This is a genomic window from Litoreibacter meonggei (assembly GCF_003663885.1).
In the GTDB taxonomy this organism is placed as follows: Bacteria; Pseudomonadota; Alphaproteobacteria; order Rhodobacterales; family Rhodobacteraceae; genus Litoreibacter; species Litoreibacter meonggei.
The window spans coordinates 519,664-543,856 of sequence record NZ_RCCE01000001.1 but is presented as its reverse complement, the minus strand read 5'-3'; the positions used below and the strand labels follow the sequence as shown (position 1 = coordinate 543,856).

General features: G+C 61.0%; 29 protein-coding genes. 28 read left to right on the top strand and 1 reads right to left on the bottom strand.

Translation table 11 applies throughout. The features are described 5' to 3' along the window. Positions 1-64 precede the first annotated feature (64 nt). From BCF46_RS02650 to BCF46_RS02635, 3 genes are all read left to right on the top strand, one after another. Complete coding sequence (locus BCF46_RS02650; RefSeq protein WP_121021431.1) at positions 65-730, top strand: HAD-IA family hydrolase; 666 nt, start codon at positions 65-67, stop codon at positions 728-730. 55 nt (positions 731-785) lie between these two features. Continuing rightward, positions 786-1,997 (top strand): DegT/DnrJ/EryC1/StrS family aminotransferase, encoded by a 1,212-nt coding sequence (locus BCF46_RS02645; RefSeq protein ID WP_121022253.1) that lies wholly within the window; start codon positions 786-788, stop codon positions 1,995-1,997. A gap of 860 nt (positions 1,998-2,857) precedes the next feature. Further along, positions 2,858-4,021, top strand: a complete 1,164-nt coding sequence (locus BCF46_RS02635; protein WP_121021427.1) for an isovaleryl-CoA dehydrogenase — start codon at positions 2,858-2,860, stop codon at positions 4,019-4,021. Positions 4,022-4,154: 133 nt separating this feature from the next. Here the strand turns inward: BCF46_RS02635 and BCF46_RS19695 are convergent, their stop codons facing one another. Beyond that, positions 4,155-4,301 (bottom strand): hypothetical protein, encoded by a 147-nt coding sequence (locus tag BCF46_RS19695; protein ID WP_170157843.1) that lies wholly within the window; start codon positions 4,299-4,301, stop codon positions 4,155-4,157. A gap of 390 nt (positions 4,302-4,691) precedes the next feature. On the opposite strand from BCF46_RS19695, the gene BCF46_RS02630 reads away from it, so the two are divergent. From BCF46_RS02630 to nuoG, 25 genes are all read left to right on the top strand, one after another. Continuing rightward, on the top strand, positions 4,692-5,039 hold the full coding sequence (locus BCF46_RS02630) for a hypothetical protein (RefSeq protein WP_121021425.1): 348 nt from the start codon (positions 4,692-4,694) through the stop codon (positions 5,037-5,039). A gap of 10 nt (positions 5,040-5,049) precedes the next feature. Then, positions 5,050-5,526 (top strand): hypothetical protein, encoded by a 477-nt coding sequence (locus BCF46_RS02625; RefSeq protein WP_121021423.1) that lies wholly within the window; start codon positions 5,050-5,052, stop codon positions 5,524-5,526. A 31-nt stretch (positions 5,527-5,557) separates the two neighbouring features. Then, positions 5,558-7,153, top strand: a complete 1,596-nt coding sequence (locus BCF46_RS02620; protein WP_121021421.1) for a carboxyl transferase domain-containing protein — start codon at positions 5,558-5,560, stop codon at positions 7,151-7,153. Then, positions 7,150-7,671 carry a hypothetical protein gene (locus BCF46_RS02615; RefSeq protein ID WP_147435929.1) on the top strand — a complete coding sequence of 174 codons (522 nt, stop codon included), beginning with the start codon at positions 7,150-7,152 and terminating at the stop codon, positions 7,669-7,671. Before BCF46_RS02620 ends, BCF46_RS02615 begins: the two co-directional genes overlap by 4 nt. 7 nt (positions 7,672-7,678) lie before the next feature. Continuing rightward, positions 7,679-9,610: an acetyl-CoA carboxylase biotin carboxylase subunit gene (locus BCF46_RS02610; RefSeq protein ID WP_121022251.1), complete on the top strand. Its 1,932-nt coding sequence runs from the start codon at positions 7,679-7,681 to the stop codon at positions 9,608-9,610. Then, positions 9,603-10,259: a glutathione S-transferase family protein gene (locus tag BCF46_RS02605; protein WP_121021417.1), complete on the top strand. Its 657-nt coding sequence runs from the start codon at positions 9,603-9,605 to the stop codon at positions 10,257-10,259. The genes BCF46_RS02610 and BCF46_RS02605 overlap by 8 nt, the downstream gene beginning before the upstream one ends. Then, on the top strand, positions 10,256-11,095 hold the full coding sequence (locus BCF46_RS02600) for a hydroxymethylglutaryl-CoA lyase (protein ID WP_121021416.1): 840 nt from the start codon (positions 10,256-10,258) through the stop codon (positions 11,093-11,095). Before BCF46_RS02605 ends, BCF46_RS02600 begins: the two co-directional genes overlap by 4 nt. 12 nt (positions 11,096-11,107) lie before the next feature. Next, the gene (locus BCF46_RS02595; protein WP_121021414.1) at positions 11,108-11,884 is read left to right on the top strand and encodes a crotonase/enoyl-CoA hydratase family protein; all 777 of its coding nucleotides are present in this window, start codon (positions 11,108-11,110) and stop codon (positions 11,882-11,884) included. Positions 11,885-11,955: 71 nt separating this feature from the next. After that, positions 11,956-13,068 (top strand): lytic murein transglycosylase, encoded by a 1,113-nt coding sequence (locus BCF46_RS02590; protein WP_121021412.1) that lies wholly within the window; start codon positions 11,956-11,958, stop codon positions 13,066-13,068. Positions 13,069-13,284: 216 nt separating this feature from the next. Further along, positions 13,285-13,650: an NADH-quinone oxidoreductase subunit A gene (locus tag BCF46_RS02585; protein ID WP_073139988.1), complete on the top strand. Its 366-nt coding sequence runs from the start codon at positions 13,285-13,287 to the stop codon at positions 13,648-13,650. Further along, positions 13,641-14,174 carry a NuoB/complex I 20 kDa subunit family protein gene (locus BCF46_RS02580; RefSeq protein WP_073139985.1) on the top strand — a complete coding sequence of 178 codons (534 nt, stop codon included), beginning with the start codon at positions 13,641-13,643 and terminating at the stop codon, positions 14,172-14,174. Before BCF46_RS02585 ends, BCF46_RS02580 begins: the two co-directional genes overlap by 10 nt. Next, positions 14,171-14,782, top strand: coding sequence for an NADH-quinone oxidoreductase subunit C (locus BCF46_RS02575; protein WP_121021410.1), 612 nt, complete (start codon positions 14,171-14,173; stop codon positions 14,780-14,782). Before BCF46_RS02580 ends, BCF46_RS02575 begins: the two co-directional genes overlap by 4 nt. Further along, the gene (locus tag BCF46_RS19690) at positions 14,782-14,922 is read left to right on the top strand and encodes a hypothetical protein (protein WP_211332763.1); all 141 of its coding nucleotides are present in this window, start codon (positions 14,782-14,784) and stop codon (positions 14,920-14,922) included. The genes BCF46_RS02575 and BCF46_RS19690 overlap by 1 nt, the downstream gene beginning before the upstream one ends. Then, positions 14,922-16,133, top strand: coding sequence for an NADH-quinone oxidoreductase subunit D (locus BCF46_RS02570; protein ID WP_211332772.1), 1,212 nt, complete (start codon positions 14,922-14,924; stop codon positions 16,131-16,133). The genes BCF46_RS19690 and BCF46_RS02570 overlap by 1 nt, the downstream gene beginning before the upstream one ends. Beyond that, complete coding sequence (locus BCF46_RS02565) at positions 16,130-16,414, top strand: hypothetical protein (protein WP_121021406.1); 285 nt, start codon at positions 16,130-16,132, stop codon at positions 16,412-16,414. Before BCF46_RS02570 ends, BCF46_RS02565 begins: the two co-directional genes overlap by 4 nt. A 39-nt stretch (positions 16,415-16,453) precedes the next feature. Further along, on the top strand, positions 16,454-17,659 hold the full coding sequence (locus BCF46_RS02560; protein ID WP_121021404.1) for an NADH-quinone oxidoreductase subunit E: 1,206 nt from the start codon (positions 16,454-16,456) through the stop codon (positions 17,657-17,659). Between the two features lie 26 nt (positions 17,660-17,685). Continuing rightward, on the top strand, positions 17,686-18,630 hold the full coding sequence (locus BCF46_RS19860) for an NADH-quinone oxidoreductase subunit E (RefSeq protein WP_211332762.1): 945 nt from the start codon (positions 17,686-17,688) through the stop codon (positions 18,628-18,630). Between the two features lie 19 nt (positions 18,631-18,649). Further along, positions 18,650-18,868 carry a DUF5337 domain-containing protein gene (locus tag BCF46_RS02550; RefSeq protein WP_073139965.1) on the top strand — a complete coding sequence of 73 codons (219 nt, stop codon included), beginning with the start codon at positions 18,650-18,652 and terminating at the stop codon, positions 18,866-18,868. Between the two features lie 44 nt (positions 18,869-18,912). Next, positions 18,913-20,211 carry an NADH-quinone oxidoreductase subunit NuoF gene (gene nuoF, locus BCF46_RS02545; protein ID WP_121021402.1) on the top strand — a complete coding sequence of 433 codons (1,299 nt, stop codon included), beginning with the start codon at positions 18,913-18,915 and terminating at the stop codon, positions 20,209-20,211. Beyond that, a complete protein-coding gene (locus BCF46_RS02540; RefSeq protein WP_147435927.1) occupies positions 20,208-20,552 on the top strand; it encodes a hypothetical protein in 345 nt (114 codons plus the stop codon). Before nuoF ends, BCF46_RS02540 begins: the two co-directional genes overlap by 4 nt. After that, positions 20,549-20,890, top strand: coding sequence for a hypothetical protein (locus tag BCF46_RS02535; protein ID WP_121021399.1), 342 nt, complete (start codon positions 20,549-20,551; stop codon positions 20,888-20,890). The genes BCF46_RS02540 and BCF46_RS02535 overlap by 4 nt, the downstream gene beginning before the upstream one ends. A 13-nt stretch (positions 20,891-20,903) precedes the next feature. Then, positions 20,904-21,308, top strand: coding sequence for a DUF5333 family protein (locus BCF46_RS02530; RefSeq protein ID WP_121021397.1), 405 nt, complete (start codon positions 20,904-20,906; stop codon positions 21,306-21,308). Continuing rightward, positions 21,305-21,790: a DUF3291 domain-containing protein gene (locus tag BCF46_RS02525; RefSeq protein ID WP_121021395.1), complete on the top strand. Its 486-nt coding sequence runs from the start codon at positions 21,305-21,307 to the stop codon at positions 21,788-21,790. The genes BCF46_RS02530 and BCF46_RS02525 overlap by 4 nt, the downstream gene beginning before the upstream one ends. A 5-nt stretch (positions 21,791-21,795) precedes the next feature. Then, a complete protein-coding gene (locus tag BCF46_RS19685; protein ID WP_170157841.1) occupies positions 21,796-22,179 on the top strand; it encodes a hypothetical protein in 384 nt (127 codons plus the stop codon). Beyond that, complete coding sequence (gene nuoG, locus BCF46_RS02515) at positions 22,172-24,187, top strand: NADH-quinone oxidoreductase subunit NuoG (RefSeq protein WP_121021391.1); 2,016 nt, start codon at positions 22,172-22,174, stop codon at positions 24,185-24,187. The genes BCF46_RS19685 and nuoG overlap by 8 nt, the downstream gene beginning before the upstream one ends. Positions 24,188-24,193: the final 6 nt, after the last annotated feature.

Sequence of the window (24,193 nt, the reverse complement as noted above, 5' to 3'; positions counted from 1 at the left end):
TATCGTGCTGCGGCGCAAGGTGCGCTACGTCACAACAGGTTTCGCCGCGTTACAGGAGGCAACTATGCGCACGGTTATTTTTGATCTGGACGGCACTTTGGCCGATACCAGTGGCGATCTGCTTGCCGCTGCCAATGTCTGCTTTCGCGGATTGGGCCATGGTGACGTGCTGACAACTGCCACCGATGGCGGGACAGCGGTTAAAGGTGTGCGGGCGATGCTGGCGCTCGGATTTGATCGGCTCGGACTCAATTACACTGATGCCGACATTGACGCTCATTTTCCGGTGGTCGTTGATGCCTATGGCAAGGATATTTCCAGCCGTACCACGATTTACCCCGGCGCACGCGAAGCCGTGTCTCGGTTGCGCGATGCGGGTTATAAGGTTGGCATCTGTACCAACAAACCCGAAGGACTGGCCGAGCAGCTTATGGCGGCGCTGGATTTTCGCGATGTGTTCCACAGCCTTGTCGGGGCTGATACCTTGCCAGTCCGCAAGCCGGACCCGCTGCCATTTGTCGAAGCGGTAAAGCGGGCAGGGGGCGATCCGGCCCGTGCCGTGTTGGTGGGCGACACCCAAACCGACCGCGACACCTCGACCAATGCCGGTGCCCCGTCGATCCTCGTGACCTTCGGGCCCGGCAATTTCGACGTGTCCACTTTGAAGCCCGAGGCGCTGCTGGATCATTTCGACGACCTAGACGGGATTGTCGCGCGGCTCATCGCTTGACTGTCTATCTGCGCCCGCCCAATGTCAGGGCCGCAACATGCCGGAGGCATTGGTGATGTTCGAAGTTTTTGACGGCAGCTTTACTCAGCAAGAGCCAATCCCCGACGAAGGGATTGCCGCCGCCATGGCCGTTCTTCAGCACGGGCGGCTGCACCGCTATAATGTGGCTGAGGGCGAGCTTGGCGAGACGGCGCTTCTGGAGCAGGAATTCGCGGCGTTCACCGGAGCGAAATTTGCGCTGGCCGTAGCTTCGGGTGGTTACGCCATGGGCTGTGCGTTGCGCGCCGTCGGAGTGAAGCCCGGTGACACCGTTTTGTCCAATGGCTTCACACTGGCCCCTGTGCCCGGCGCCATTGCCTCGGTTGGGGCAGAGGTGTTGTTCGTGGAGACCTCAGACAACTTGACCATCGACCTTGATGATCTGGAAGCGCAGATTGAGGCCTCGGCGGCCAGATTTTTGCTACTGTCACACATGCGCGGGCATCTGTGTGACATGGATCGACTGATGGCAATTTGTGACGCGGCGAACGTCGTCGTGATCGAGGATTGCGCACATACGATGGGGGCTAGCTGGCAAGGCACGCCCTCGGGGCGGCACGGCGTTGTCGGGTGCTATTCTTGCCAGACCTATAAACACGTCAACTCCGGCGAAGGTGGCTTTCTGGTCTCTGATGACCCGGAAGTCATGGCGCGGGCGATTATCCTGTCCGGCTCCTACATGCTCTATGAACGCCATGCGGCGGCTCCACCTGCCGAGGTGTTCGAGCAGGTGAAATACGTCACTCCGAACATATCGGGTCGCATGGACAATCTGCGCGCTGCAATCCTGCGCCCGCAGCTGGCGAAATTGCCAGCGCAGGTGCAGGCGTGGAACGACCGCTATGCCGCCTTGGAAAACGGCTTGCGCAATGCGCCGGGCCTTGCGGTTATCGAACGCGACCAGCGCGGGGTGTATGTCGGCTCATCCATCCAGTTCCGCTTGCCGGACGCCACGGGGATTGAAGTTGAGGAGTTTACCTCCCGCTGCGCCGCCCGCGGCGTGGAGCTTAAGTGGTTCGGCGCGGCCGAACCCAAAGCCTTCACCTCGCGCTATGACAGCTGGCGATACGCGCGGCCGCAGGCCTTGGCGCGGACGGACGAGATTTTGTCCGGCTTGCTGGACATGCGCCTGCCTTTGACCTTCTCCGTCGACGACTGCGAGTTGATTGCACGCATTATTCAAAGCGAGGCCCGCGCCTTGCAGGGCCGCGCGGCCTTGGCGGGCTAACGCGGACAGACCGGTTGCCGGATAGCCCGGCTGGTTGGCGGGCGCTGGCGATGTGGCAGGCAACTCTGTGGACACACCATGCGCGGGTGCCGCGTGGCTCGCGGCCATATGGGCCATGCGGTACACGCGGTTATGCTCTTCAACGATCCGTTTCAGGTCGCCGGGCGCATAGGTGTGCGCCTCCGACAGCCCGAGTGCTTGCGCGCACAGCTTGGAACAGAACCAACGGTCTTCGACATGGCGGCGCAGGTTGATGAACTGGCTCATCAGCAGGCCCCAGTAGTCATAGCCGCGTCCGGTGTGGCTGGCAGCGCGTTCGAACGTGTCATGTGGTGCCCAAGGCACTTGCACAAATTCGTAAGCTCCCTCACGGAAGTGCAGGTCGCGCACGCAGACGCCGCCGTTCTTACCTTGAGCGGTAACGCAACGGTGGGTTTCGCCGGTTTTGGGCGGTCGGGAACTCACTAACAACTCACAATGCGAGAACTCGGAGCGGGTGACCCACTTGACGAGCGTATCGCTTAACGGCCGACCCTCTCCCCTATAGAAGGCTAGATAGATCATTTTTGATAACTCAGTTTGACGGGTTCTGTAATATGACGAAAATGGGGCAGAATCAGCTTCCAACGCAAGGTAAATGCTGATTTGGCAATGGGTTACGGTACGTAGGGTACGCGGAAGGTAAGGAATTCCTTACTTATTGTTGCCACAATTGGCAATTCCTCCCTTTGTTTAGAGGGGCTTATTGTCTTTCTTTCCCCTTTACGGCGGGTTAATTTTTTGCTGCGTATGGCCGCTGTTGACCCGTGAGAGAGCTGTGGCTATTATTTGAACGCGCGTTCAATAACGGGAGAATCGGCATGTTTAACGCTTCGATGAAATTCGATTTGGGTGAGGATGTTAACGCGCTGCGCGATATGATCCATCGCTGGGCGCAAGAGCGCGTCAAGCCCTTGGCCGCCGAGATTGACGCCACCAACGAATTCCCAGCGCATCTCTGGACCGAAATGGGTGAGCTTGGCCTTCTGGGCATCACCGTCCCCGAGGAAGACGGCGGCTCCGGCATGAGCTATCTTGCCCATGTGATCGCGGTCGAAGAAATCGCCCGCGCCTCCGCCTCCGTGTCGCTGTCTTACGGCGCTCATTCCAACCTCTGCGTGAACCAGATCAAGCTGAACGGAACGCCAGAGCAGAAAGCGAAATACCTCCCCGGCCTCATGTCCGGCGAGCATGTCGGCGCCTTGGCAATGTCCGAAGCGGGCGCAGGCTCCGACGTAGTGTCCATGTCCCTTAAGGCGGAAAAGCGCAACGACCACTACCGTCTGTCCGGCAACAAATACTGGATCACCAACGGCCCCGACGCCTCCACCTTGGTGGTCTACGCCAAGACCGACCCCGAGGCTGGCCCCAAAGGCATCACCGCCTTCATTATCGAGAAGTCGATGAAAGGCTTCTCCACCTCCCCACATTTCGACAAGCTTGGTATGCGCGGCTCCAACACCGCAGAGCTGATCTTCGACGACGTGGAAGTCCCGTTCGAGAACGTGCTGGGCGAGGAGGGGCGCGGCGTGCGCGTCCTGATGTCCGGCCTCGACTATGAACGCGTGGTTCTGGCGGGCATCGGCACCGGCATCATGGCCGCCTGTCTGGACGAGGTCATGCCCTACATGGCCGAGCGTAAGCAGTTCGGCCAACCCATCGGCTCGTTCCAGCTGATGCAGGGCAAGATCGCGGATATGTATACGGCGATGAACTCCGCCCGCGCCTATGTCTACGAGGCGGGCCGCGCTTGTGACCGTGGGGATATCACGCGAGCCGATGCCGCCGCGTGCTGTCTCTATTCCTCCGAACAGGCGATGGTCCAAGCCCACCAAGCCGTGCAAGCCATGGGCGGCGCAGGGTTCTTGGCCGATGCTCCCGTGGCGCGATTGTTCCGCGACGCCAAGCTGATGGAGATTGGTGCCGGCACCTCCGAGATCAGGCGGATGCTTGTCGGTCGGGAGCTGATGGGGGCGATGGGGTGAAAATACACCGCCCCCTAAAACGCTTGGGGCACATGAGGTCCAGCAAGCGCGACAATTTGTTGCTCATCAGCCCAAACCAAAGGGCCGGGTCTGTGCGATCTTATTTCGGCAACGGGCGTCCCAAGTTCGCCCATCAACCACCCCGCATAACGCGCGCGACGAATGCAGACTTGCGCCGTGTCGCGGAACCAACAAACGCCACTTCGCGGTCCATGGCGACCGAACCGACGGGCAACAGCATCAGGCGCATCGAGGTGATCGTTGAACCAGTCGATCTCACGCCTCAACTCACATCGCTCCCAGCACTCAAGGAATCTTTCGTCAGCAAAAATCTTAAAGGCACCATAGAAAAAGCCAAGCTCCGCGCGGCATCTTGTGTCGCGCACAGGAATTACAAATCGAATATACATCTACACTTCCCGCGCAATGCACGGGCCTATCTGCTATTAATGGAAAAGGTGAGGAGCATCGCCCCGCAGGCGAGATTAGGCGCGTGCGGGTGGTTTTGGGATCGCGATGTGCGAAATGAAAAACATGTCGCCCTCGAAAATAGGTTGCGTAGACTCGGATCTCTTAGTCGGGTTGGAGGTGTGCTTCAATATTGGAAGAAAACGCAAGCGGACTCGATGCGCGTCGTGTTGCATAATTGCGTTTGCAATGGTGTCGTACAATGACCCTCCGCCCCCTCCACTACGCAGGTCTCGCCCTGCTCTGCCTCGTCGGCATCCTCGCCGTCGCGCAATACCAACGCGCCACGCTCAAACTCACCGAAGCGCAGATCATCGAAACTTACGCCGCCCGCTATCTCGACACCCACCCAGCAGCCAAACGCACCGACTGCCGCGCACGCCCTGCACTTGTCAAAACCACACGCATGGTTGTCATTTGCGGCCCGGAGCCGTTTGATGCCGCACGGCACTACGAATATCACGTCGGCCCCCTTGGCGGCTTGATTGCTCAAAACGGCCCCGCCGACTGGGCCACGCAAACTCCCGTCGCCCCGCGCGACGCGGCTTAAAGGATCGCCCATGAAGTACCTCCCCCTCATCGCCGCACTGGCTGCCACCCCCGCCATGGCGCAAGACACCATCGCGCAGGACAAAGTCCTCGTGCTGGCGTGTTTGGAAACCATGGAGGCGGGCACCACATGGCCCCAATGCGTGGAATTGATGTTCCAGCCCTGCGTGTCCCACGAGGTCGGCACCGACGCCCATGCAACCTGCCTTGGCGGCGTGCGAGAGGAATGGTCCGGTACGGTGAAAACCTTGCAAGACGAGGTTATTGATGCCGTGACCACCAGCGGGTCGTCCCAATTGCTGGACCTTCTGGGCCAGTGGACAAGCTATGTTGTGCAGAAATGCCAAGAGGTCGCAGCCTCCAAGCAGGAAGGCGCAGAAAGCGCGCGGCTGGGTTGCGAGATCAGTGAATTTGCGGGGCTATCAGGCGAGTTCGCGGCCTGCCTAGAGGGGCGCTCCAAGGCGGGGTATTGCGAGTTCAGGGAATGATGTGTCTCAGTGTGCAACTTGAGGGTATGACATGAAATTAACCTCCAACATCGCCGCAGGCTCCGAGGCGTTCCGCGCCAACGAAGCCGCGAATCTAGACGCCTTGCGCGTGGTTCAAGAGGCGGCACAGCATGCCGCACTTGGCGGTGGCGAAGGCCCGCGCGAGCGCCACGAGAGCCGTGGCAAAATGCTGCCCCGCGACCGTGTCGCGAACCTGCTCGACCCCGGCTCGCCGTTTCTGGAGGTCGGCGCGACCGCAGCCCACGGCCTCTACGACGGCGCGGCCCCTTGTGCGGGGGTGATCGCGGGCATCGGCTTGGTGCAGGGCCGCCAAGTCATGGTCGTGTGCAACGACGCCACCGTGAAGGGCGGCACCTACTATCCGATGACGGTGAAAAAGCACCTGCGCGCGCAAGAGATTGCCGAGGAAAACCACCTGCCTTGCGTCTATCTCGTGGACTCAGGCGGGGCGAACCTGCCCAATCAGGACGAGGTCTTCCCCGACCGCGACCATTTCGGACGCATCTTCTACAATCAGGCCCGAATGTCCGCCAAAGGCATCGCGCAGATCGCCGTGGTCATGGGCTCCTGCACCGCAGGCGGCGCTTACGTGCCCGCCATGTCCGACGTCACGATTATCGTGAAAGAGCAGGGCACCATCTTCCTCGCAGGCCCACCCTTGGTGAAGGCCGCAACGGGCGAGGTCGTCACGGCGGAAGACTTGGGCGGCGGCGATGTCCACACGCGCCTGTCAGGTGTGGCGGATTATCTGGCCGAGGACGACGCGCACGCTTTGGCTTTGGCGCGGCAGGCGGTCGGGAACATTGGTGGCGGGATTGACGGCGCGACACAGGGCGAGGCTCCGGCCTATGACCCGTCTGAACTGCTCGGCGTGGTGCCAGCCTCCTTGACCACCCCCTACGACATCCGCGAGGTCATCGCGCGGATCGTTGACGGCTCCCGCTTCGATGAGTTCAAGAAGCGCTTCGGCGAGACTTTGGTCACCGGCTTTGCGGAAATCTGCGGCATGCAGGTCGGCATCATCGCCAACAACGGCGTGCTGTTCTCCGAGGCCGCCCAGAAGGGCGCGCATTTCGTGGAACTCTGCTCGCAACGCCGTATCCCTTTGGTGTTCTTGCAAAATATTACCGGCTTCATGGTCGGTCGCCAATATGAAAACGAAGGCATCGCGCGGCACGGGGCCAAGCTGGTGACCGCTGTTGCAACGACCTCGGTGCCGAAAATCACCATGGTGATCGGCGGCTCCTTCGGGGCGGGGAATTACGGTATGGCGGGCCGCGCCTACCAGCCGCGCTTCATGTGGTCCTGGCCCAACTCCCGCATTTCGGTCATGGGCGGCCCGCAAGCTGCGGGCGTTCTGGCAACGGTCAAACGCGACGGGATCGAGCGCAAGGGCGGCACATGGTCCGCCGAAGAGGAGGCCGCATTCAAGCAACCCACGATTGATATGTTTGAGGAGCAATCCCACCCCCTCTACGCCTCCGCACGGCTATGGGACGACGGCATAGTTGACCCCCGCAAGGCCCGCGACGTGCTGGCGTTATCTTTGCGTGCCGCGCTGACCCCCCCGATAGAGGAGACACGCTTCGGCGTGTTCCGGATGTGATGGTCTGGGAACGAGTATTTGGATGCGGTGGAAGCACTGTAGCTATTTTGTGCCTGCTAACCAGTGCGTCTTTAGCCGATGAATGGTGGACTGCTGTGGGTTACGGTTGTGACGAAGAACTTGGGCAACTTACGGTTTTTCCGATTTCATTTGACGCAAATAAAACTCACCCAATCTCGCGTGATGGATTATTTGTTCAAACGGAAGATTTACGCGACCCCATCGTCCCAAACGAGATTGTTTCGTGCGCGTTGACGCCAAACCGCGTCGCGTCGCTGCACCGGATTTATCAAAATGTGCCGAAGCCCACAGGAATGTGCGGTGGAGCGCCTTGGGCAAAATACGAGTTGAAACTAAACGACCAAATCGCTGCCACCTTCCCTATGGGCTGCGGCACCACAATGCTTGTAGCCCACCAAAACTATGTGACGGTGTGTGGGTTTGGCGATCAAGGATGCAAAATGTTCCAAGATCAACCTTTGAGCCTGAGCTTCACTGGTCAATGGGAGACGAAGTAGGATGGTAATGTTCAATAAAATCCTCATCGCCAATCGCGGCGAAATCGCTTGCCGGATCATCGACACCTGCCGTCGCCTCGGTGTTGGCACTGTGGCGGTCCATTCTGACGTGGACGCAAACGCCCGCCATGTGGAAATGGCCGACGAAGCTATCTCCCTTGGCGGCGCTACCCCTGCGGAAAGCTACCTGCGCGGCGACGCGATCATTGCGGCGGCTAAAGCTACAGGCGCGCAGGCGATCCATCCGGGCTATGGCTTCCTGTCGGAAAACCCCGATTTCGTGGAAGCGGTGGAGCAGGCGGGCCTGACCTTCATCGGCCCCTCCGCCCACGCGATCCGCGCCATGGGACTGAAGGACGCCGCCAAGGCGTTGATGGTCAAGGCGGGCGTTCCCGTGGTGCCGGGCTACCACGAGGCGAGCCAAGACAATCTGGCCGCCGAGGCTGACAAAATCGGCTACCCCGTGTTGATCAAAGCCGTCGCTGGCGGCGGTGGCAAAGGCATGCGCCGCGTCAACGCCGCCAAGGACTTCGCGCAGGAGTTGGAAGCCGCCCAGACCGAGGCGCAAAAGGCCTTCGGCAACGCCGCTGTGCTCATCGAGAAATACGTCTCCACCCCGCGCCATATCGAGGTGCAGGTCTTTGGTGACGGCACGAAAGCCGTGCATCTGTTCGAGCGCGACTGCTCCTTGCAACGCCGCCACCAGAAGGTGATCGAGGAGGCTCCGGCCCCCGGCATGACGCCCGAGATGCGCGACGCCATGGGGCAGGCGGCAGTGCGCGCAGCGGAAGCTGTGGGCTATGCGGGCGCGGGCACGGTGGAGTTCATCGTGGACGCCTCGGACGGACTACAGGCGGACCGGTTCTACTTCATGGAAATGAACACGCGGCTTCAGGTCGAGCATCCCGTGACCGAGGCCATCACCGGCGTCGATCTGGTGGAATGGCAGCTGCGTGTGGCGTCGGGGCAGGGGCTTCCGGCGCAGCAGGACGACCTGTCGATCACCGGTCATTCCTTCGAGGCCCGCATCTATGCCGAGGACGTCCCCGCAGGGTTCCTGCCCGCCATCGGCACACTGCACCAATTGCACTTCGCGGACGGCGCGCGGATTGATACCGGCGTGCGGAAGGGTGACGAGATCAGCCCGCATTACGACCCGATGATTGCCAAGCTGACCGTGCACGGCCCCGACCGCGCCACCGCTTTGGCGCAACTGACGCGGGCGCTGAAAGCCACGCGGATCGGCGGGACGGTGACCAATATCGGCTTCCTCGCGGCACTGTCGGAACACTCCGGGTTTGCGGCGGGTGACGTGGACACCGGACTGATCGAGCGCGACTTGGAGGCGTTGACCAAGGCCACCGCGCCCTGCACCAAAACCCGCGCGCTGGCAGCGGTCGCAACCCTCGGGTTGCACCGCACGGTGCCTGCGTTCGCAGGGGTGTCGCTGTGGGGCGGGGTCGAACAGACCGCTCGGTTCGCCTTTGACGAGGACGAGACCGCACAGGTCGAGACGCTGTCGCCCACACAATTCAGGGTCACGCTGGCGGACGCCATCCATGACATCATTCACACCGACGGCACATGGCGCGTTGACGGCGCCAAAACCGCCGCTTCGGTTTGGTGCAATGGTGACCAAGGTGCTGTGTTCTGGGGCGAGACCTATCCGTTCACCGTAGTGGACCCGCTGGATCGGGCTGCCGTTCAGGGCGCAGGCGACGGGGTCACCCGTGCACCGATGCCGGGACTTGTACGCGTCGTGGACGTGGCGGCAGGGGCGCAGGTGAAAGCGGGCGACCGCTTGCTGGTACTGGAGGCCATGAAGATGGAACACGCCTTGCGGGCCGAGGCGGACGGCACCGTTGCCGAAGTCATGACAAGCGCCGGCGATCAGGTGACGGCGGGGGCCGCCTTGGTGCGGATGGAGGCCGATGACTGAGATCACGCTGCATCACGCGCACCAGACCCGCTCTATGCGCAGCCTGTGGTTGCTGCACGAGCTGGGCGTGCCGTTCGATATCGTCGTGCATCCGTTCGGCAAGAACCTGCGGTCGGAGGCGTATCTGAAGCTGAACCCTTCGGGCCGCGTTCCAGCTTTGGAGATCGACGGGCAAACGCTGTTCGAAACGGGCGCGATCACCGAATATCTGTGCGAAACCTTCTCCGACGCGGGGCTGGGTCGTGCAGCGGGCGATGCGGAGCGGGCCGACTGGCTGGTCTGGGTGCATTTCGCCGAGACTATCACCCAGCATTGCGCCGCTCTGACCCAACAGCATATCGCGCTGTATGAAGACCATATGCGCAGCCCCATCGTGATGAAGCTGGAGGCGGCGCGGATCGCCAAATGCTACGCCGCGTTGGAGAGACGGCTGCAAAATCGCGACTATCTGTTGGAGAGCGACTTTTCCGCAGCCGACATTTCTTGCGGGTATTCAGTGTATTCTGGCCGCCATTTTACACATATCGAACCTTTCCCGCGTCTATGCGACTGGTACGCCCGCATCACCGCCCGTGAGGGCTTTCAAAAGTCTCTGCCGCCGGACGGGGAGCGTCTTTACCCCAACGAGTTCTATGAGGTGCCTGCATGAGTGCGGTCGAAATTTTCGAGGTCGGCCCCCGCGACGGGCTGCAAAACGAGAAAGCGCAGATCGCCACCGCCGACAAGATCGCGTTGGTCGACCTGCTGTCCACGGCGGGCTTCAAGAGGGTCGAGGTGGCCAGTTTCGTCTCGCCCAAATGGGTGCCGCAAATGGCCGACAGTGCAGACGTGCTTGCGGGCATCAAACGCGCCAAAGGCGTGTCCTACGCCGCGCTGACCCCGAACATGCGGGGGCTGGAGGGGGCGATTGCGGCGAAGGCGGATGAGGTGGCGGTGTTCGCCAGCGCCTCGGAGGGGTTCTCCAAGGCCAATGTGAACGCCACGATCGAGGAGAGTATCGCGCGGTTCGTGCCGATCATGGAGGCAGCCCCGATGCCGGTGCGCGGCTACGTGTCCTGCGTGGCGGAATGCCCCTATGACGGCCCGACGGACCCTGCCGATGTGGCCCGCGTGGTGGCGCGGTTGTTCAAGCTGGGCTGCTACGAGGTCTCGCTGGGCGACACCATTGGCCGTGCCACGCCGGAACAAATTGACGCGATGCTGACGGCGGTTACGCAAGTCTGCGCGGCTGATAAGTTGGCAGGTCACTTCCATGACACAGCGGGGCGCGCCTTGCTGAACATCGACGTGGCTCTGTCCCACGGAGTGCGGGTTTTTGACGCTGCGGTCGGGGGCTTGGGCGGGTGCCCCTATGCGCCCGGTGCGGCGGGCAATGTCGCGACGGAGGCGGTTCTGGCCCATCTGGAAAGCGCAGGCCACACGACCGGACTAAACGCAGAAATTATTGCACAAGCGGGCCGCATGGCCCAAGCGATGCGCGGATAAGGAGACGAGCCGATGTATGAGACCTTGCTGGTAAAAACCGACACGCGCGGCGTAGCGACGGTCACCCTGAACCGCCCCGACAAACGCAACGCCATGTCTGGCGAGATGATTGCGGAGTTAACGGATTGCGCAGCAACGCTCGGTGCTGATGATACCGTGCGTGCGGTGGTGTTGCGCGGCGCGGGGGCGCTGTTTTGTGCGGGCGGTGATCTGAACTGGATGCGCGCGCAGATCGACGCGGATGGCGAGACCCGTGGTCGTGAAGCCGGCAAGCTGGCCGCAATGCTGGGCGCATGGAACACGCTGCCCAAACCCGTCATTGGCCGCATCGAAGGCGCGGCCTTTGGTGGCGGCGTCGGCCTCGCCTGCGTCTGCGACGTGGCGCTTGCGGCACTGGACACCAAGTTCGGCCTGACCGAAACCAAACTGGGCCTGATCCCCGCCACCATCGGCCCCTATGTGGTCGCCCGCATGGGCGAGGGCAACGCGCGGCGGGTGTTCATGTCCAGCCGTGTTTTTGGCGCAGATGAGGCGCAAGCGTTGGGCATCATTGCCCGCGTATCCGACGACCTAGACGCCGCCGTCGACGCGGAAATCACCCCCTATCTGGCCTGCGCGCCGGGTGCTGTGGCCGAGGCCAAAGCACTGGCCCTGCACCTTGGCGGCGCGCCGGGGCAGGCGGAGGTGGATCATTCCATCAAGGCACTGGTGACCCGCTGGGACAGCGCCGAGAGCGCCGAGGGCATCGCCGCATTCTTCGACAAGCGAAAGGCGGCTTGGGTGCGTTAAGGGCTGTTTCACGGCATGTGGGAATGCGCTAACGTGGCGCAAAACAACCCCATAACAGAGGGAGCAGCTCGATGATCAACCGCCGCCATTTTATTGCCCTGACAGGGGCCTCAGCCCTACAGGCGTGCAGCACCGGCGGGGGTGTCTCCGCACCGACCGCAACCCCGACGATGCGCGCGTTGCCCAACCCTGCGTTCGATGCTTGGGTGGCGAATTTCAAAACCCGCGCGCTGTCCAAAGGCATCACCGCCAGCACCCTGCAAACGGGGATGCGCGGTGTGGGCTTCCTGCCCGAGGTGATCGAGCGCGACCGCAACCAGACAGAATTCAAACGCAGCTTCGAGGATTATCTGGCCATCGTCGCCTCGGAGGAGAAAATCCGCGCCGGCCGGGTGGCCTTCGCCCGCGAACGGTCCCGCCTGAACGCGATCGAGGCGAAGTATGGCGTGCCCGCCAATGTGGTCGCGGCCATCTGGGGGGTGGAGAGCAATTTCGGCACCCGTCGCGGCAATGTTCCTGTGGTCTCGGCCACGGCGACGCTGGCCTTTGAGGGGCGGCGTGGCGCGTTCTTCGAAAAGCAGTTGATCGCCGCGTTGAAGATTTTGCAAACGGGCGACACGACGCCGAGCCGCTTGGTCGGGTCTTGGGCCGGGGCGATGGGGCATACCCAGTTTATCCCGACCTCCTACCAGCTGTTTGCGGTGGATTTCACCGGCGACGGGCGGCGCGACATCTGGTCCGAAGATCCATCTGATGCGCTGGCATCGACCGCCGCCTATCTGGCGCGCTCTGGCTGGCAACGCGCGCAGCCTTGGGGGCGCGAAGTGGCCTCCGGCGGGTTGCAGCCCGACCCCGGCGGGCCGCGCTTCGAGGTGGGACAGAACTTCCGCGCGATCAAGCGCTACAACAATTCCGACAACTACGCGCTGGGGGTGGGCCATCTGGCGGACCGGCTGGCAGGCGGCGGGCCGCTGAAGACGCCGTTCGGGCCGGATAAATACGGGCTGAGAATAGACGACCGCAAGCGCCTGCAAACCCGCCTGACGGCCAAGGGCTTCGACACGGGCGGGGCGGACGGGGTGCTGGGGCCAAAGTCCAAAGCCGCCATCGCAGCCTATCAGCGCAGCGTCGGTCTGGAGGCCACGGGCAACCCGTCTCCGGCGCTTTTGCAGCGGCTGGGGTAGGGGGCGACTCAGCGTGCTGGTGCTGGCGAAATCGGCCTGCTTGTTGCGCTGCGTCAAATGCCAACCAAAACAACCGTCCTAAATGCCGCAAAAATTAGGACTATTCGGTGACAAGTGGGGGGGTCCATCGGTTGACCCCCTGCGCGCTCGGGCGTAAAGATCACCGCAGCAATTACTTCCTGTGTGTCGTGACATGCAGGCGAGAAGGAGACTTACGTGGACGAGCTTCTACGCGAATACCTGCCCATCCTGATATTTTTGGCAATAGCCATTGGCCTCGGGTTGGTTCTGATTCTTGCAGCGGCAGTCGTCGCAGTGCGGAACCCAGACCCCGAAAAAGTGTCTGCCTACGAATGTGGCTTTAACGCTTTCGACGATGCGCGAATGAAGTTCGACGTGCGGTTTTATCTGGTGTCGATCCTGTTCATCATCTTCGACCTTGAAATCGCCTTCCTGTTCCCCTGGGCGGTTGCTTTCAAGGATGTCGGGTTGCTTGGCTTCTGGTCGATGATGGTCTTCCTCGCCGTGCTGACCATCGGCTTCGCTTACGAATGGAAAAAGGGAGCACTCGAATGGGAGTAGCAACCGGTCTTAACACAGCTGGCTGGGACAAAGACGTCGCCACCGCGCAGCTGAACTCCGAGCTTCAGGACAAGGGCTTCCTTGTCACCTCGACCGAGGACATCATCAACTGGGCGCGCACCGGCTCGCTGCACTGGATGACCTTCGGGCTGGCGTGCTGCGCCGTCGAGATGATGCACACCGCGATGCCGCGCTACGACATGGAACGCTTCGGCACGGCCCCTCGCGCCTCCCCGCGCCAGTCGGACCTGATGATCGTGGCCGGCACGCTGACCAACAAGATGGCCCCTGCGCTGCGCAAGGTCTACGACCAGATGCCGGAGCCGCGCTACGTGGTCTCCATGGGGTCGTGTGCCAATGGCGGCGGCTACTACCACTATTCGTATAGCGTTGTGCGCGGTTGCGACCGGATCGTTCCGGTTGATCTGTACGTGCCCGGGTGCCCGCCCACAGCGGAGGCATTGCTCTATGGCCTGCTCCAGCTGCAACGCAAAATCCGCCGGACGGGGAATATCATTCGATGACCGCTGCCCTTCAAGAACTCGCGGCTCACATAGAGCTGAAACGCCCTGATTGCGTGCTGTCCACCGAGATCGCATTTGGCGAACTGACCGTGCATATCGCGCCCAGCTCGCTTGTGTCGTTCTCGGAGTTTCTGAAAACCGACCGCGCTTGCCGCTTCTCCACCATGGTGGATATCACGGCGGTGGACTACCCGACCCGCGACGCGCGGTTTGATGTCGTTTATCAATACCTGTCGATGTACCAGAACCACCGCATCCGCGTGAAAATGGCGATCCGCGAAGACGAGATTGTACCGTCCCTGCACGAGGTCTATCCGGCGGCCAACTGGTTCGAGCGCGAGATTTTCGACATGTTCGGCATCATGTTCTCCGGCCACCCCGACCTGCGCCGCATCCTCACCGATTACGGCTTCCGCGGCTATCCGCTGCGCAAGGACTTCCCGACCACGGGCTATGTCGAGGTCCGCTATGACGAAGCCGAAAAGCGCGTTGTCTATGAGCCGGTGAAGCTGGTTCAGGAATACCGCCAGTTCGACTTCATGTCCCCATGGGAGGGCGCGGAATACATCATGCCGGGTGACGAGAAAGCTGAAGAGGCGAAGAAATGATGGAATTTGCGACCGAATTTCTAAGCTTGTTTGCTGCGGTGTTGATGGTGTTGCCTGCAATGCCCTTTTTTAAAAAAATCGCGGATGTCGAAATGCTCGACATTGGGATTGGTCAAGCTGTTCGGGAGACTAACACATGATGGACGGCTCCAAGTTCGACGACGCCCTGACGGGCGAACAGAAGATCCGGAACTTCAACATCAACTTCGGGCCTCAGCACCCTGCGGCGCACGGCGTGTTGCGCTTGGTACTGGAACTTGACGGCGAAATCGTGGAGCGTTGCGACCCGCATATCGGCTTGCTGCACCGTGGCACGGAAAAGCTCATGGAGAGCCGGACCTACCTGCAAAACCTGCCGTATTTTGACCGCCTCGACTATGTGTCGCCAATGAACCAAGAGCACGCTTGGTGCTTGGCCATCGAGAAGCTGACAGGCACCGAAGTGCCACGCCGCGCATCCTTGATCCGTGTGCTGTATTCGGAAATTGGCCGTATCCTGAACCACCTGCTGAACGTCACCACGCAGGCCTTGGACGTGGGCGCGCTGACACCGCCGCTTTGGGGCTTCGAGGAGCGCGAAAAGCTGATGGTGTTCTACGAGCGGGCTTGCGGTGCACGTTTGCACGCCGCGTATTTCCGTCCCGGCGGGGTACATCAAGACCTGCCGGAGGATTTGCTCGACGACATCGAGGAATGGACGACGACCTTCCCGCAAGTTCTCAGCGATATTGACGGGCTGCTGTCCGACAACCGTATTTTCAAGCAACGCAACGCCGATATCGGGATCGTGACCGAGCAGGATATCCTCGATTACGGCTTCACCGGCGTGATGGTGCGCGGCTCCGGCCTTGCATGGGACCTGCGCCGTGCGCAGCCCTATGAGTGCTATGACGAGATGGAGTTCGAAATCCCCGTCGGCAAAAACGGCGACTGCTTTGACCGCTACCTGTGCCGCATGGAAGAGATGCGCCAGTCGCTGTCGATCATGCGCCAGTGCATCGAAAAACTGCGGGTAGAGAAGGGCGACGTGATGGCGCGGGGCAAAATGACCCCTCCACCACGCGCGGAGATGAAAACCTCCATGGAGGCGCTCATCCATCATTTCAAATTGTACACCGAGGGCTTCCACGTGCCGAAAGGTGAGGTCTACGTGCCCATCGAAGCCCCTAAAGGTGAGTTTGGCGTGTATCTGGTGGCGGACGGGACGAATAAACCCTACCGCGCCAAAATCAAGGCCCCCGGGTTCCTGCATTTGCAGGCGATGGATTATATCTGCAAAGGCCACCAGCTTGCCGACGTGGCCGCGATTATTGGAACAATGGACGTAGTTTTTGGAGAAATTGACCGATGAAAAAGTTTTCTGCTGTTGCCGTTGCTGGCGCCATGACTTTGAGCGCCTGCCTTCCCGCCCCTGAACTCAGCGTCGATGATTTTGATCTGGCGCGTTACGCGTCGGCGATGGCGCAAGTGGGCTGCATTGATTTTGACGGCATCACCCACGCCGAAATCCGCAAAATCACTGGCTGGAAAGATATGAAGCTCGATAAAGTGCAGGAAGAGGCCGTAGCCCAACTGCAAGCGATCGAGCAAGCCGGCGGCGGTATCCGCTCCACCGTAGGGGCTTGCGCGTAAGCGCTGCCCTAAACGCACAGATAAAGGCCACAGACCTCCATGCTTCGTAGACTTCACGCAGACCAGCCTGACAGCTTCGCTTTCACCCCCGCAAACCTTGCGTGGGCGGATGCGCAGATTACGAAATACCCCGAGGGGCGTCAGGCCTCGGCGATTATCCCGCTGCTTTGGCGGGCGCAGGAGCAGGAGGGTTGGCTGACCCGCCCTGCCATTGAACACGTGGCGGACAAGCTGGGCATGGCCTATATCCGTGCGCTGGAAGTGGCGACGTTCTACTTCATGTTCCAGCTGCAACCTGTTGGGTCTGTGGCACATATTCAGGTTTGCGGCACGACGTCCTGCATGATCTGCGGTGCGGAAGACCTGATCGGGGTCTGCAAGGAAAAGATCGCCGAGAAGCCGCATCAGCTGTCCGCTGACGGCAAGTTCTCGTGGGAAGAGGTCGAGTGCCTCGGCGCTTGCGCCAACGCGCCCATGGCCCAGATCGGCAAGGACTATTATGAAGACCTGACCGCCAAAAGCATGGCGCAGATTCTCGACATGCTGGCGAAGGGCGACGTGCCGACACCCGGATCGCAAAACGGCCGTTACGCCGCCGAGCCGCGTAAAGGCCTGACATCGCTGACAGAATTCGACAGCGGCAAGACGCAGTACAACGCCTCCGTGCAATTGGCGGCCGATATTGGCGACACGGTGAAACGCATCGACGGCACCGAAGTGCCGCTGCTGGCCCCGTGGCAACATGGCGGCAAAGCCAAGGGTGGTGCCGCGAACAAGGCGTCTGTACCAGCCAAGTCGAAGACGGAGGCGGCGAAAAAAGACGCACGCCAAGTCGACGCGACCAAGGCCGAGGTCGATGCCAAAAAAGTGGCGCGTCCGAAGACCGGCACGGTGGCTCCGAAAACCAAAGCCCCCGCAAAACCCAAGGGCGCGGCAAAAGCCAAGCCGGTCGCTGCGGACGGCAAGCCCGAACTGCTGAAAAAGGCGCGGGCAGGTGGGCCAGACGACCTCAAGATGATCAAGGGCGTTGGCCCCAAACTCGAACAGCTTTTGCACAAGCTGGGTGTCTTCCACTTCGATCAGGTCTCGTCCTGGCGCAAGAAGGAAGTCGAGTGGGTTGATGAGAACCTCGAAGGCTTTAAAGGCCGCGTTTCCCGGGACGAGTGGGTGAAGCAAGCCAAGGTGCTGGCCAAAGGTGGCACTACGGAATTTTCAAGCCGCGTCAAAAAAGGCGGCGTCTACTAGTCTGAAACAGACGGGGAGTACGAAGAATGGGACAGAACAACACAAACGGGGGAAGCTGCAAAACGGTTTGCTGGCTTGCTGCGTTGATCGCGGGCGTATTGGTTGCCGCATTGCTGATGTCGATGCGCGACTTTGGATTTTTGGGGGCCGTCTTTTGGGGCCTCGTGATACTGCTCGTCGGGGGCTTCGTGTTGAACTGGGCGTTCTGCGGCAAGGCAGAAGCGGAAGTGTCTTCGGTTCCTGCCGCGTCCCGCGCGGATGTGGCGACCGCCGCCGCACCGCTGGCCAGCACCGATGCTGCGACCACATCCTCGCCAGTTGCCGAGAATGCGGGCGCCGCCGCCGCCAGCTTGAGTCCTGCGGCTGCAAGCAGCGCGCCGAAGGTGAAGCCTGCTGCCAAAAAGCCAGATGCGAAGAAGCCCGCTGCGAAGAAGGCGACAACGACCAAAACCGCCGCGAAATCCGCAACCAAGGCTGATGCAACGGCCAAGGCAGAGCCGAAGGCCAAGGCAGAGCCAAAGACCAAGGCAGCCGCGAAGCCGAAGGCCGCGCCAAAAGCCAAGGCAGCGGATGCGAAACCTGCGGCCAAGGCGAAAGCTTCGCCGAAGGCCAAAGCAGCTGCTGCGAAACCGGCACCGAAAGCAAAGGCGGCAACCGCTGCCAAGGCCAAGCCAGTGGCCGCTGACGGTAAGCCGGAACTTCTGAAAAAAGCCCGTGCGGGCGGTGCTGATGATCTCAAGCAGATCAAAGGCGTCGGTCCGAAACTCGAAGGCGAGTTGCACAAAATGGGCGTCTACCACTTCGATCAGGTCGCCAGCTGGCGCAAGAAAGAGGTGGACTGGGCTGACAACAATATCGAGGGCATCAAAGGCCGCGCCTCTCGTGACGAATGGGTGAAGCAGGCCAAGTTGCTTGCCAAAGGCGGCGAAACCGAGTTCTCGAAGAAGGTAAAAAAGGGCGGGGTCTATTGATCCCGACTGAGACGAAACGATGAGCGGGCCCTCGCAAGAGGACCCGCGTATGGTCAGACAGGCCCGACAGGCGGCGATCGTGATTTTTGCCACGATGCTGATCTGGGTCGGGGCGCAGGTGATCGGGGGGCAGCTTGGCTGGCCCGCACGCTTTGCCTTCCTGTTCGACCTGATGGCAGGGGCCGCGTTCATCTGGGCGTTGGTCGTTTTATTCCGGGTGTGGCGCGCCAGAAGCTAGGCGCGCGACACCGCACATGAAGAAGCAGACAGGACGCGAAAGCTATGTTGGCAGACAAGGACCGCATCTTTACCAATCTCTACGGGATGCATGACCGCTCCCTGAAGGGCGCGAAAGCCCGTGGGCATTGGGACGGCACCGCCGCGATCATCAAGCGTGGCCGTGACAGCATCATCGACGAGATGAAGGCCTCTGGCCTGCGTGGACGCGGGGGCGCTGGCTTCCCGACGGGGCTGAAATGGTCCTTCATGCCTAAAGAAAGCGACGGGCGCCCCAGCTATCTGGTGGTGAATGCAGACGAGTCCGAGCCGGGCACCTGCAAAGACCGCGAGATCATGCGCCACGATCCGCACACGCTGATCGAAGGCTGCCTGATCGCGAGCTTCGCGATGCAAGCGAACGCCTGCTACATCTACATTCGCGGCGAATATATTCGCGAGAAAGAGGCGCTGCAAAACGCCATCGACGAATGTTACGAGGCTGGCCTTGTCGGCCCCAACGCCGCGAAATCCGGCTGGGACTTCGACATCTACCTGCATCATGGCGCGGGCGCGTATATTTGCGGTGAAGAAACCGCGTTGCTGGAAAGCCTTGAGGGCAAAAAAGGGATGCCGCGGATGAAGCCGCCGTTTCCTGCGGGGGCTGGCCTCTATGGCTGCCCGACCACAGTTAACAACGTCGAATCCATTGCCGTTGTGCCGACCATCCTGCGCCGTGGCGGGGAATGGTTCTCGGGCTTCGGCCGCCCGAACAACGCAGGCACCAAGCTGTTTGCGATTTCCGGCCATGTGAACAACCCCTGCGTGGTCGAAGAGGCCATGTCGATCCCGTTCAAAGAGCTGATCGACCGCCATTGTGGTGGCATCCGTGGCGGCTGGTCCAACCTGAAGGCGGTGATCCCCGGTGGCTCGTCCGTGCCGATGTTGCCCGCCGAGATGATGGAAAAAGAATGCATCATGGATTTCGACTGGCTGCGCGAGCAACGCTCCGGATTGGGGACGGCTGCCGTCATTGTGATGGACCAGAACACCGACATCATCAAAGCCATCTGGCGTCTGTCGAAGTTCTACAAGCATGAGTCATGCGGCCAATGCACCCCGTGCCGCGAAGGCACCGGCTGGATGATGCGCGTGATGGATCGCTTGGTGACTGGTGAGGCGGAAGTCGAGGAAATCGACATGCTGCTGGACGTGACGAAACAGGTCGAAGGCCACACGATTTGCGCCTTGGGCGACGCGGCGGCTTGGCCGATCCAGGGTCTGGTGCGCCACTTCCGCGACGAAATCGAAGACCGCATCAAGCACAAACGAACCGGCCGCGTGTCGGCGGTAGCGGCAGAATGATGCGCGCTCTGTTCCTCATCCCCGTCGCGGCGGTTCTTGCCGCTTGTGTGCCAGCAGGACCGGTGTCCGAGAAACCCAAAGGCCCGCCCATCGACATCGTCGAAGCGGCCCGCGCCGGTGATACCACCCGCGTCGTCTTGCGCTACAAGGACGGGGCCGCCATTCCTGCGGCGGACGAAAATCGTGCCGTGATCCGTGCGATGGAAATTGCTTGCCAAGAGGGCGAGAGCGCCATTCCCGACACCCGCACACGTGCGGATGGTTTGTTGACCGTCAAAGTGTTCTGCGTCGGCGTGTTGCAAAGTGATCAGGTGATTGATGGCTCGAGGCTGAAAACATGATCCGACTACTGCTCATCATATCGCTGGTGCTTGGTACAGCCTCTTGTTCGCGGCTCAGCCGTGACAAGTCGCGCAACGCTTCGAGCGAACGCGCGTTACCGTTCAAAGCCAAGCTGTCGAAAGGTGAGGACAAGCGCGATATCGCGATTGCCGTGGTCAACAAGGGCGCTGGTGTCGAGGAAGTACGTGAAAGCGTGCGGTTCGAGGCCACCAAGTATTGCCTCCTGAACTATGGCGGCTCCGACGCCGAATGGCAGATCAGCCCAGTCAGCGACGATTGGGCGTTCACCCAAGACGGCGACAAGCTGGTGTTCAACGCGCGCTGTATCGCGCGGTAGGATGGAATTGAGAATGTCGAGCGTAGTGAAATTCGGACCTGTCGTTGTCGCCCTTCTGGCGGCTGCGCCTGTGATGGCCGATACGCGCCCGATGCCGGATTACTTCGTCTCGGCCCTTGTGGCGACGTCTGCGGCGCAAGCCTTGGCGCTGTCCTGCGCGGAGCTGAGCGTGGATCCTGTGGCCATCGTCAAAGCATCCGAGACGCTGTTCACGCAGTTGGAAGAAGACGGGTTCGACCCGAATGACCCCTCTGCTGGTATGGACAATGGCGATGCCGAACTCGGCGCCGCCCAACAGGCGTTCATGGACAAACACAAGCTTGAGGGCGCTGGCAGCGATGATGTGTGTGCGGCTGGCCGTGCCGAGATGTCGGAAGGCACCGAGATCGGGCTTTTGCTGGTGGAGGTGCCGCAATGAAGGGTCACCATCTGGCAGAGCTGAATGTCGGCAAGCTGCTCGCCCCTGTGGGTGATCCGCGCGTGGCCGAGTTCATCGACAATATCGAGCGGATCAACGCTTTGGGCAAACGGATGCCGGGGTTTGTGTGGATGCTGGAAGGCTCCGGCTCGCCGGGTGCGACCGAGCACGCGATTGCGGGCGATCCGCTCTATGTGCCGAACCTGACCGTGTGGGAAAGCGCCGAGGCGTTGGAAACCTTCGTCTGGGGCACGCTGCACAAGAAATTCTACGAAAAGCGCCAAGAGTGGTTCGAGGTGCTTGGTAAAATGCACTTCGTCATGTGGTGGGTGCCGATTGGGCATGAACCAACACTGGCCGAGGCGCTGGAGAGACTTGAGATGCTGCGGGAGCAGGGCGACAGCCCCGACGCCTTCGGCTGGGACTATTTGAAAGACGCGACCATGTGGAAAACACATGGCTGCCAAGTGGCTGCGGAGTGAATGAGATGGAAATTGACAGCCGCCGTTTCTCACGCACTTGTTTGGTGCCTGATAGTAGCCGTCTATTGGACGGATTGGGACAATGGCAATTTTCTGGCTTGCGCTCATTTGTGGTTGCTGTTTCCGCCCTTTATGGCGTTTTTCATATTGTATCGGATCGCAATAATAGGGCTAGCGATAGCAACGGTGATCAGCGCACTGTTTTTCAGGGACAAGCTTCAAGAATTCGCATGGCCCTTCGTTCATACGATCATTTTGACTGCGGGACTTTCGGCAGCTCGGATGATCGACGCTGCGGGGGCGGGGTCCTGCCTGTGATTCCACTTCATAACAATTCGACGGTTCATCCTGTCTTGTACGAAAAACGAAAGGGTACGGCGTATGTCTGACCTAAAAAAAGTAATCATCGACGGTAAAGAGGTCGAGTGTGACGGGGCGATGACCCTGATCCAAGCGTGTGAGCAAGCGGGCGTCGAAGTGCCTCGGTTCTGCTATCACGAGCGCCTGACGATTGCGGGCAACTGCCGCATGTGTCTGGTCGAAGTGGTTGGTGGCCCGCCGAAGCCTGCCGCATCTTGTGCGATGCAGGTGCGCGACTTGCGCCCCGGTCCGGAAGGCCAGCCGCCCGTGGTGAAAACCAACTCGCCCATGGTCAAGAAGGCCCGCGAAGGGGTGATGGAATTCCTGCTGATCAACCACCCGCTGGATTGCCCGATTTGCGACCAAGGCGGTGAATGCGATCTGCAAGACCAAGCCATGGCGTATGGCGTCGACTTCTCCCGCTACCGCGAGCCGAAACGCGCGACGGATGATCTGGACCTTGGCCCGCTGGTCGAGACCCATATGACCCGCTGCATTTCCTGCACCCGCTGCGTGCGCTTCACCTCCGAGGTCGCGGGCATCACGCAAATGGGCCAGACTGGTCGCGGTGAGGATGCGGAGATTACGTCTTATCTGGGCCAAACGCTGAACTCCAACCTGCAAGGTAACATCATCGACTTGTGCCCTGTTGGGGCTTTGGTCTCGAAGCCTTACGCTTTCACGGCACGCCCGTGGGAGCTATCCAAAACGGAAAGCATCGACGTGATGGACGCCCTTGGCTCCAGCATCCGCGTGGACACCAAAGGCCGCGAAGTCATGCGCTTTTTGCCGCGCAACCATGACGGCGTGAACGAGGAATGGATTTCCGACAAGACGCGTTTCGTGTGGGACGGCCTGCGCCGCCAGCGGCTGGACACGCCTTACATCCGTGAGAACGGCAAGCTGCGCAAAGCAGGCTGGGGTGAGGCGTTGGAAGCTGCTGCGAAGGCGATGAAAGGCAAGAAGCTGGCTGGTCTGGTGGGCGATCTGGCTCCTGTAGAAGCCGCGTTTGCCCTGAAGCAGATGATCGAAGGCCAAGGCGGCGTCGTGGAATGCCGCACCGATGGCGCGAAGCTGCCTGCGGGCAACCGCTCCGGCTATGTTGGCACCGCGCGTATCGAAGACCTCGACACCGCCAAGCATATCCAGCTGATCGGCACCAACCCCGCCGTGGAAGCGCCCGTTCTGAATGCGCGTATCCGCAAGGCATGGACCCTTGGTGCAAATGTAGGTTTGGTCGGGCAAGCTGTTGATCTGACGTATGAATATGCGCATATCGGCACCGACCGCGCGGCGCTGGAAGGCTTGCTGAGCCACAAGTTCGATAAGGTTCTGGACGAGCCGTCCGTTATCATCATCGGCATGGGTGCCTTGGGCGAGGCCGATGGCGCTGCCGTTCTGGCTGCCGCGATGGAGCTGGCGGAAAAAACCAACTCCAAATTCATGGTGCTGCACACCGCCGCTGGCCGTGTAGGCGCAATGGATGTGGGCTGTACGAATGACGCTGGCATGGACGGGATCAAGGACGCGGAGGTGATCTATAATCTTGGCGCCGACGAGATCGATATCGAGGCGGGTCCGTTCGTGATCTACCAAGGCTCCCACGGGGATCGCGGCGCGCATCGTGCCGACATCATCCTGCCGGGGGCTGCCTATACTGAAGAACAGGCGCTGTTCGTGAACACCGAAGGGCGGCCGCAACTGGCGCTGCGTGCGGGCTTTGCTCCGGGTGAGGCGAAAGACAACTGGGCCATCCTGCGCGCGCTGTCCGCCGAATTGGGCGCGACATTGCCTTACGACACGCTGGCGCAACTGCGTCAGGCGCTGGTCGCCGAGGTTCCGCATCTGGCGGGTGTCGACATCGTGCCGGAGAACGCATGGACGCCGCTGAAAGCCAAAAAGATGGGCAAGGCCGACTTCCGCCACGCCCTGACCGATTTCTACCTGACCAACCCGATCGCCCGTGCGTCTGAATTGATGGCCGAGCTGTCGGCAAATGCCAAGGCGCGGGCCAGCGCCCCGATGGCAGCGGAGTAACATGAC

Bases quoted from the DNA above. Each gene is read 5' to 3' on its own strand.
- BCF46_RS02650 (WP_121021431.1), top strand. From the start codon at position 65: ATGCGCACGGTTATTTTTGATCTGGACGGCACTTTGGCCGATACCAGT.
- BCF46_RS02645 (WP_121022253.1), top strand. From the start codon at position 786: ATGTTCGAAGTTTTTGACGGCAGCTTTACTCAGCAAGAGCCAATCCCC.
- BCF46_RS02635 (WP_121021427.1), top strand. From the start codon at position 2,858: ATGTTTAACGCTTCGATGAAATTCGATTTGGGTGAGGATGTTAACGCG.
- BCF46_RS02630 (WP_121021425.1), top strand. From the start codon at position 4,692: ATGACCCTCCGCCCCCTCCACTACGCAGGTCTCGCCCTGCTCTGCCTC.
- BCF46_RS02625 (WP_121021423.1), top strand. From the start codon at position 5,050: ATGAAGTACCTCCCCCTCATCGCCGCACTGGCTGCCACCCCCGCCATG.
- BCF46_RS02620 (WP_121021421.1), top strand. From the start codon at position 5,558: ATGAAATTAACCTCCAACATCGCCGCAGGCTCCGAGGCGTTCCGCGCC.
- BCF46_RS02610 (WP_121022251.1), top strand. From the start codon at position 7,679: ATGTTCAATAAAATCCTCATCGCCAATCGCGGCGAAATCGCTTGCCGG.
- BCF46_RS02605 (WP_121021417.1), top strand. From the start codon at position 9,603: ATGACTGAGATCACGCTGCATCACGCGCACCAGACCCGCTCTATGCGC.
- BCF46_RS02600 (WP_121021416.1), top strand. From the start codon at position 10,256: ATGAGTGCGGTCGAAATTTTCGAGGTCGGCCCCCGCGACGGGCTGCAA.
- BCF46_RS02595 (WP_121021414.1), top strand. From the start codon at position 11,108: ATGTATGAGACCTTGCTGGTAAAAACCGACACGCGCGGCGTAGCGACG.
- BCF46_RS02590 (WP_121021412.1), top strand. From the start codon at position 11,956: ATGATCAACCGCCGCCATTTTATTGCCCTGACAGGGGCCTCAGCCCTA.
- BCF46_RS02580 (WP_073139985.1), top strand. From the start codon at position 13,641: ATGGGAGTAGCAACCGGTCTTAACACAGCTGGCTGGGACAAAGACGTC.
- BCF46_RS02575 (WP_121021410.1), top strand. From the start codon at position 14,171: ATGACCGCTGCCCTTCAAGAACTCGCGGCTCACATAGAGCTGAAACGC.
- BCF46_RS19690 (WP_211332763.1), top strand. From the start codon at position 14,782: ATGGAATTTGCGACCGAATTTCTAAGCTTGTTTGCTGCGGTGTTGATG.
- BCF46_RS02570 (WP_211332772.1), top strand. From the start codon at position 14,922: ATGGACGGCTCCAAGTTCGACGACGCCCTGACGGGCGAACAGAAGATC.
- BCF46_RS02565 (WP_121021406.1), top strand. From the start codon at position 16,130: ATGAAAAAGTTTTCTGCTGTTGCCGTTGCTGGCGCCATGACTTTGAGC.
- BCF46_RS02560 (WP_121021404.1), top strand. From the start codon at position 16,454: ATGCTTCGTAGACTTCACGCAGACCAGCCTGACAGCTTCGCTTTCACC.
- BCF46_RS19860 (WP_211332762.1), top strand. From the start codon at position 17,686: ATGGGACAGAACAACACAAACGGGGGAAGCTGCAAAACGGTTTGCTGG.
- BCF46_RS02550 (WP_073139965.1), top strand. From the start codon at position 18,650: ATGAGCGGGCCCTCGCAAGAGGACCCGCGTATGGTCAGACAGGCCCGA.
- nuoF (WP_121021402.1), top strand. From the start codon at position 18,913: ATGTTGGCAGACAAGGACCGCATCTTTACCAATCTCTACGGGATGCAT.
- BCF46_RS02540 (WP_147435927.1), top strand. From the start codon at position 20,208: ATGATGCGCGCTCTGTTCCTCATCCCCGTCGCGGCGGTTCTTGCCGCT.
- BCF46_RS02535 (WP_121021399.1), top strand. From the start codon at position 20,549: ATGATCCGACTACTGCTCATCATATCGCTGGTGCTTGGTACAGCCTCT.
- BCF46_RS02530 (WP_121021397.1), top strand. From the start codon at position 20,904: ATGTCGAGCGTAGTGAAATTCGGACCTGTCGTTGTCGCCCTTCTGGCG.
- BCF46_RS02525 (WP_121021395.1), top strand. From the start codon at position 21,305: ATGAAGGGTCACCATCTGGCAGAGCTGAATGTCGGCAAGCTGCTCGCC.
- BCF46_RS19685 (WP_170157841.1), top strand. From the start codon at position 21,796: ATGGAAATTGACAGCCGCCGTTTCTCACGCACTTGTTTGGTGCCTGAT.
- nuoG (WP_121021391.1), top strand. From the start codon at position 22,172: ATGTCTGACCTAAAAAAAGTAATCATCGACGGTAAAGAGGTCGAGTGT.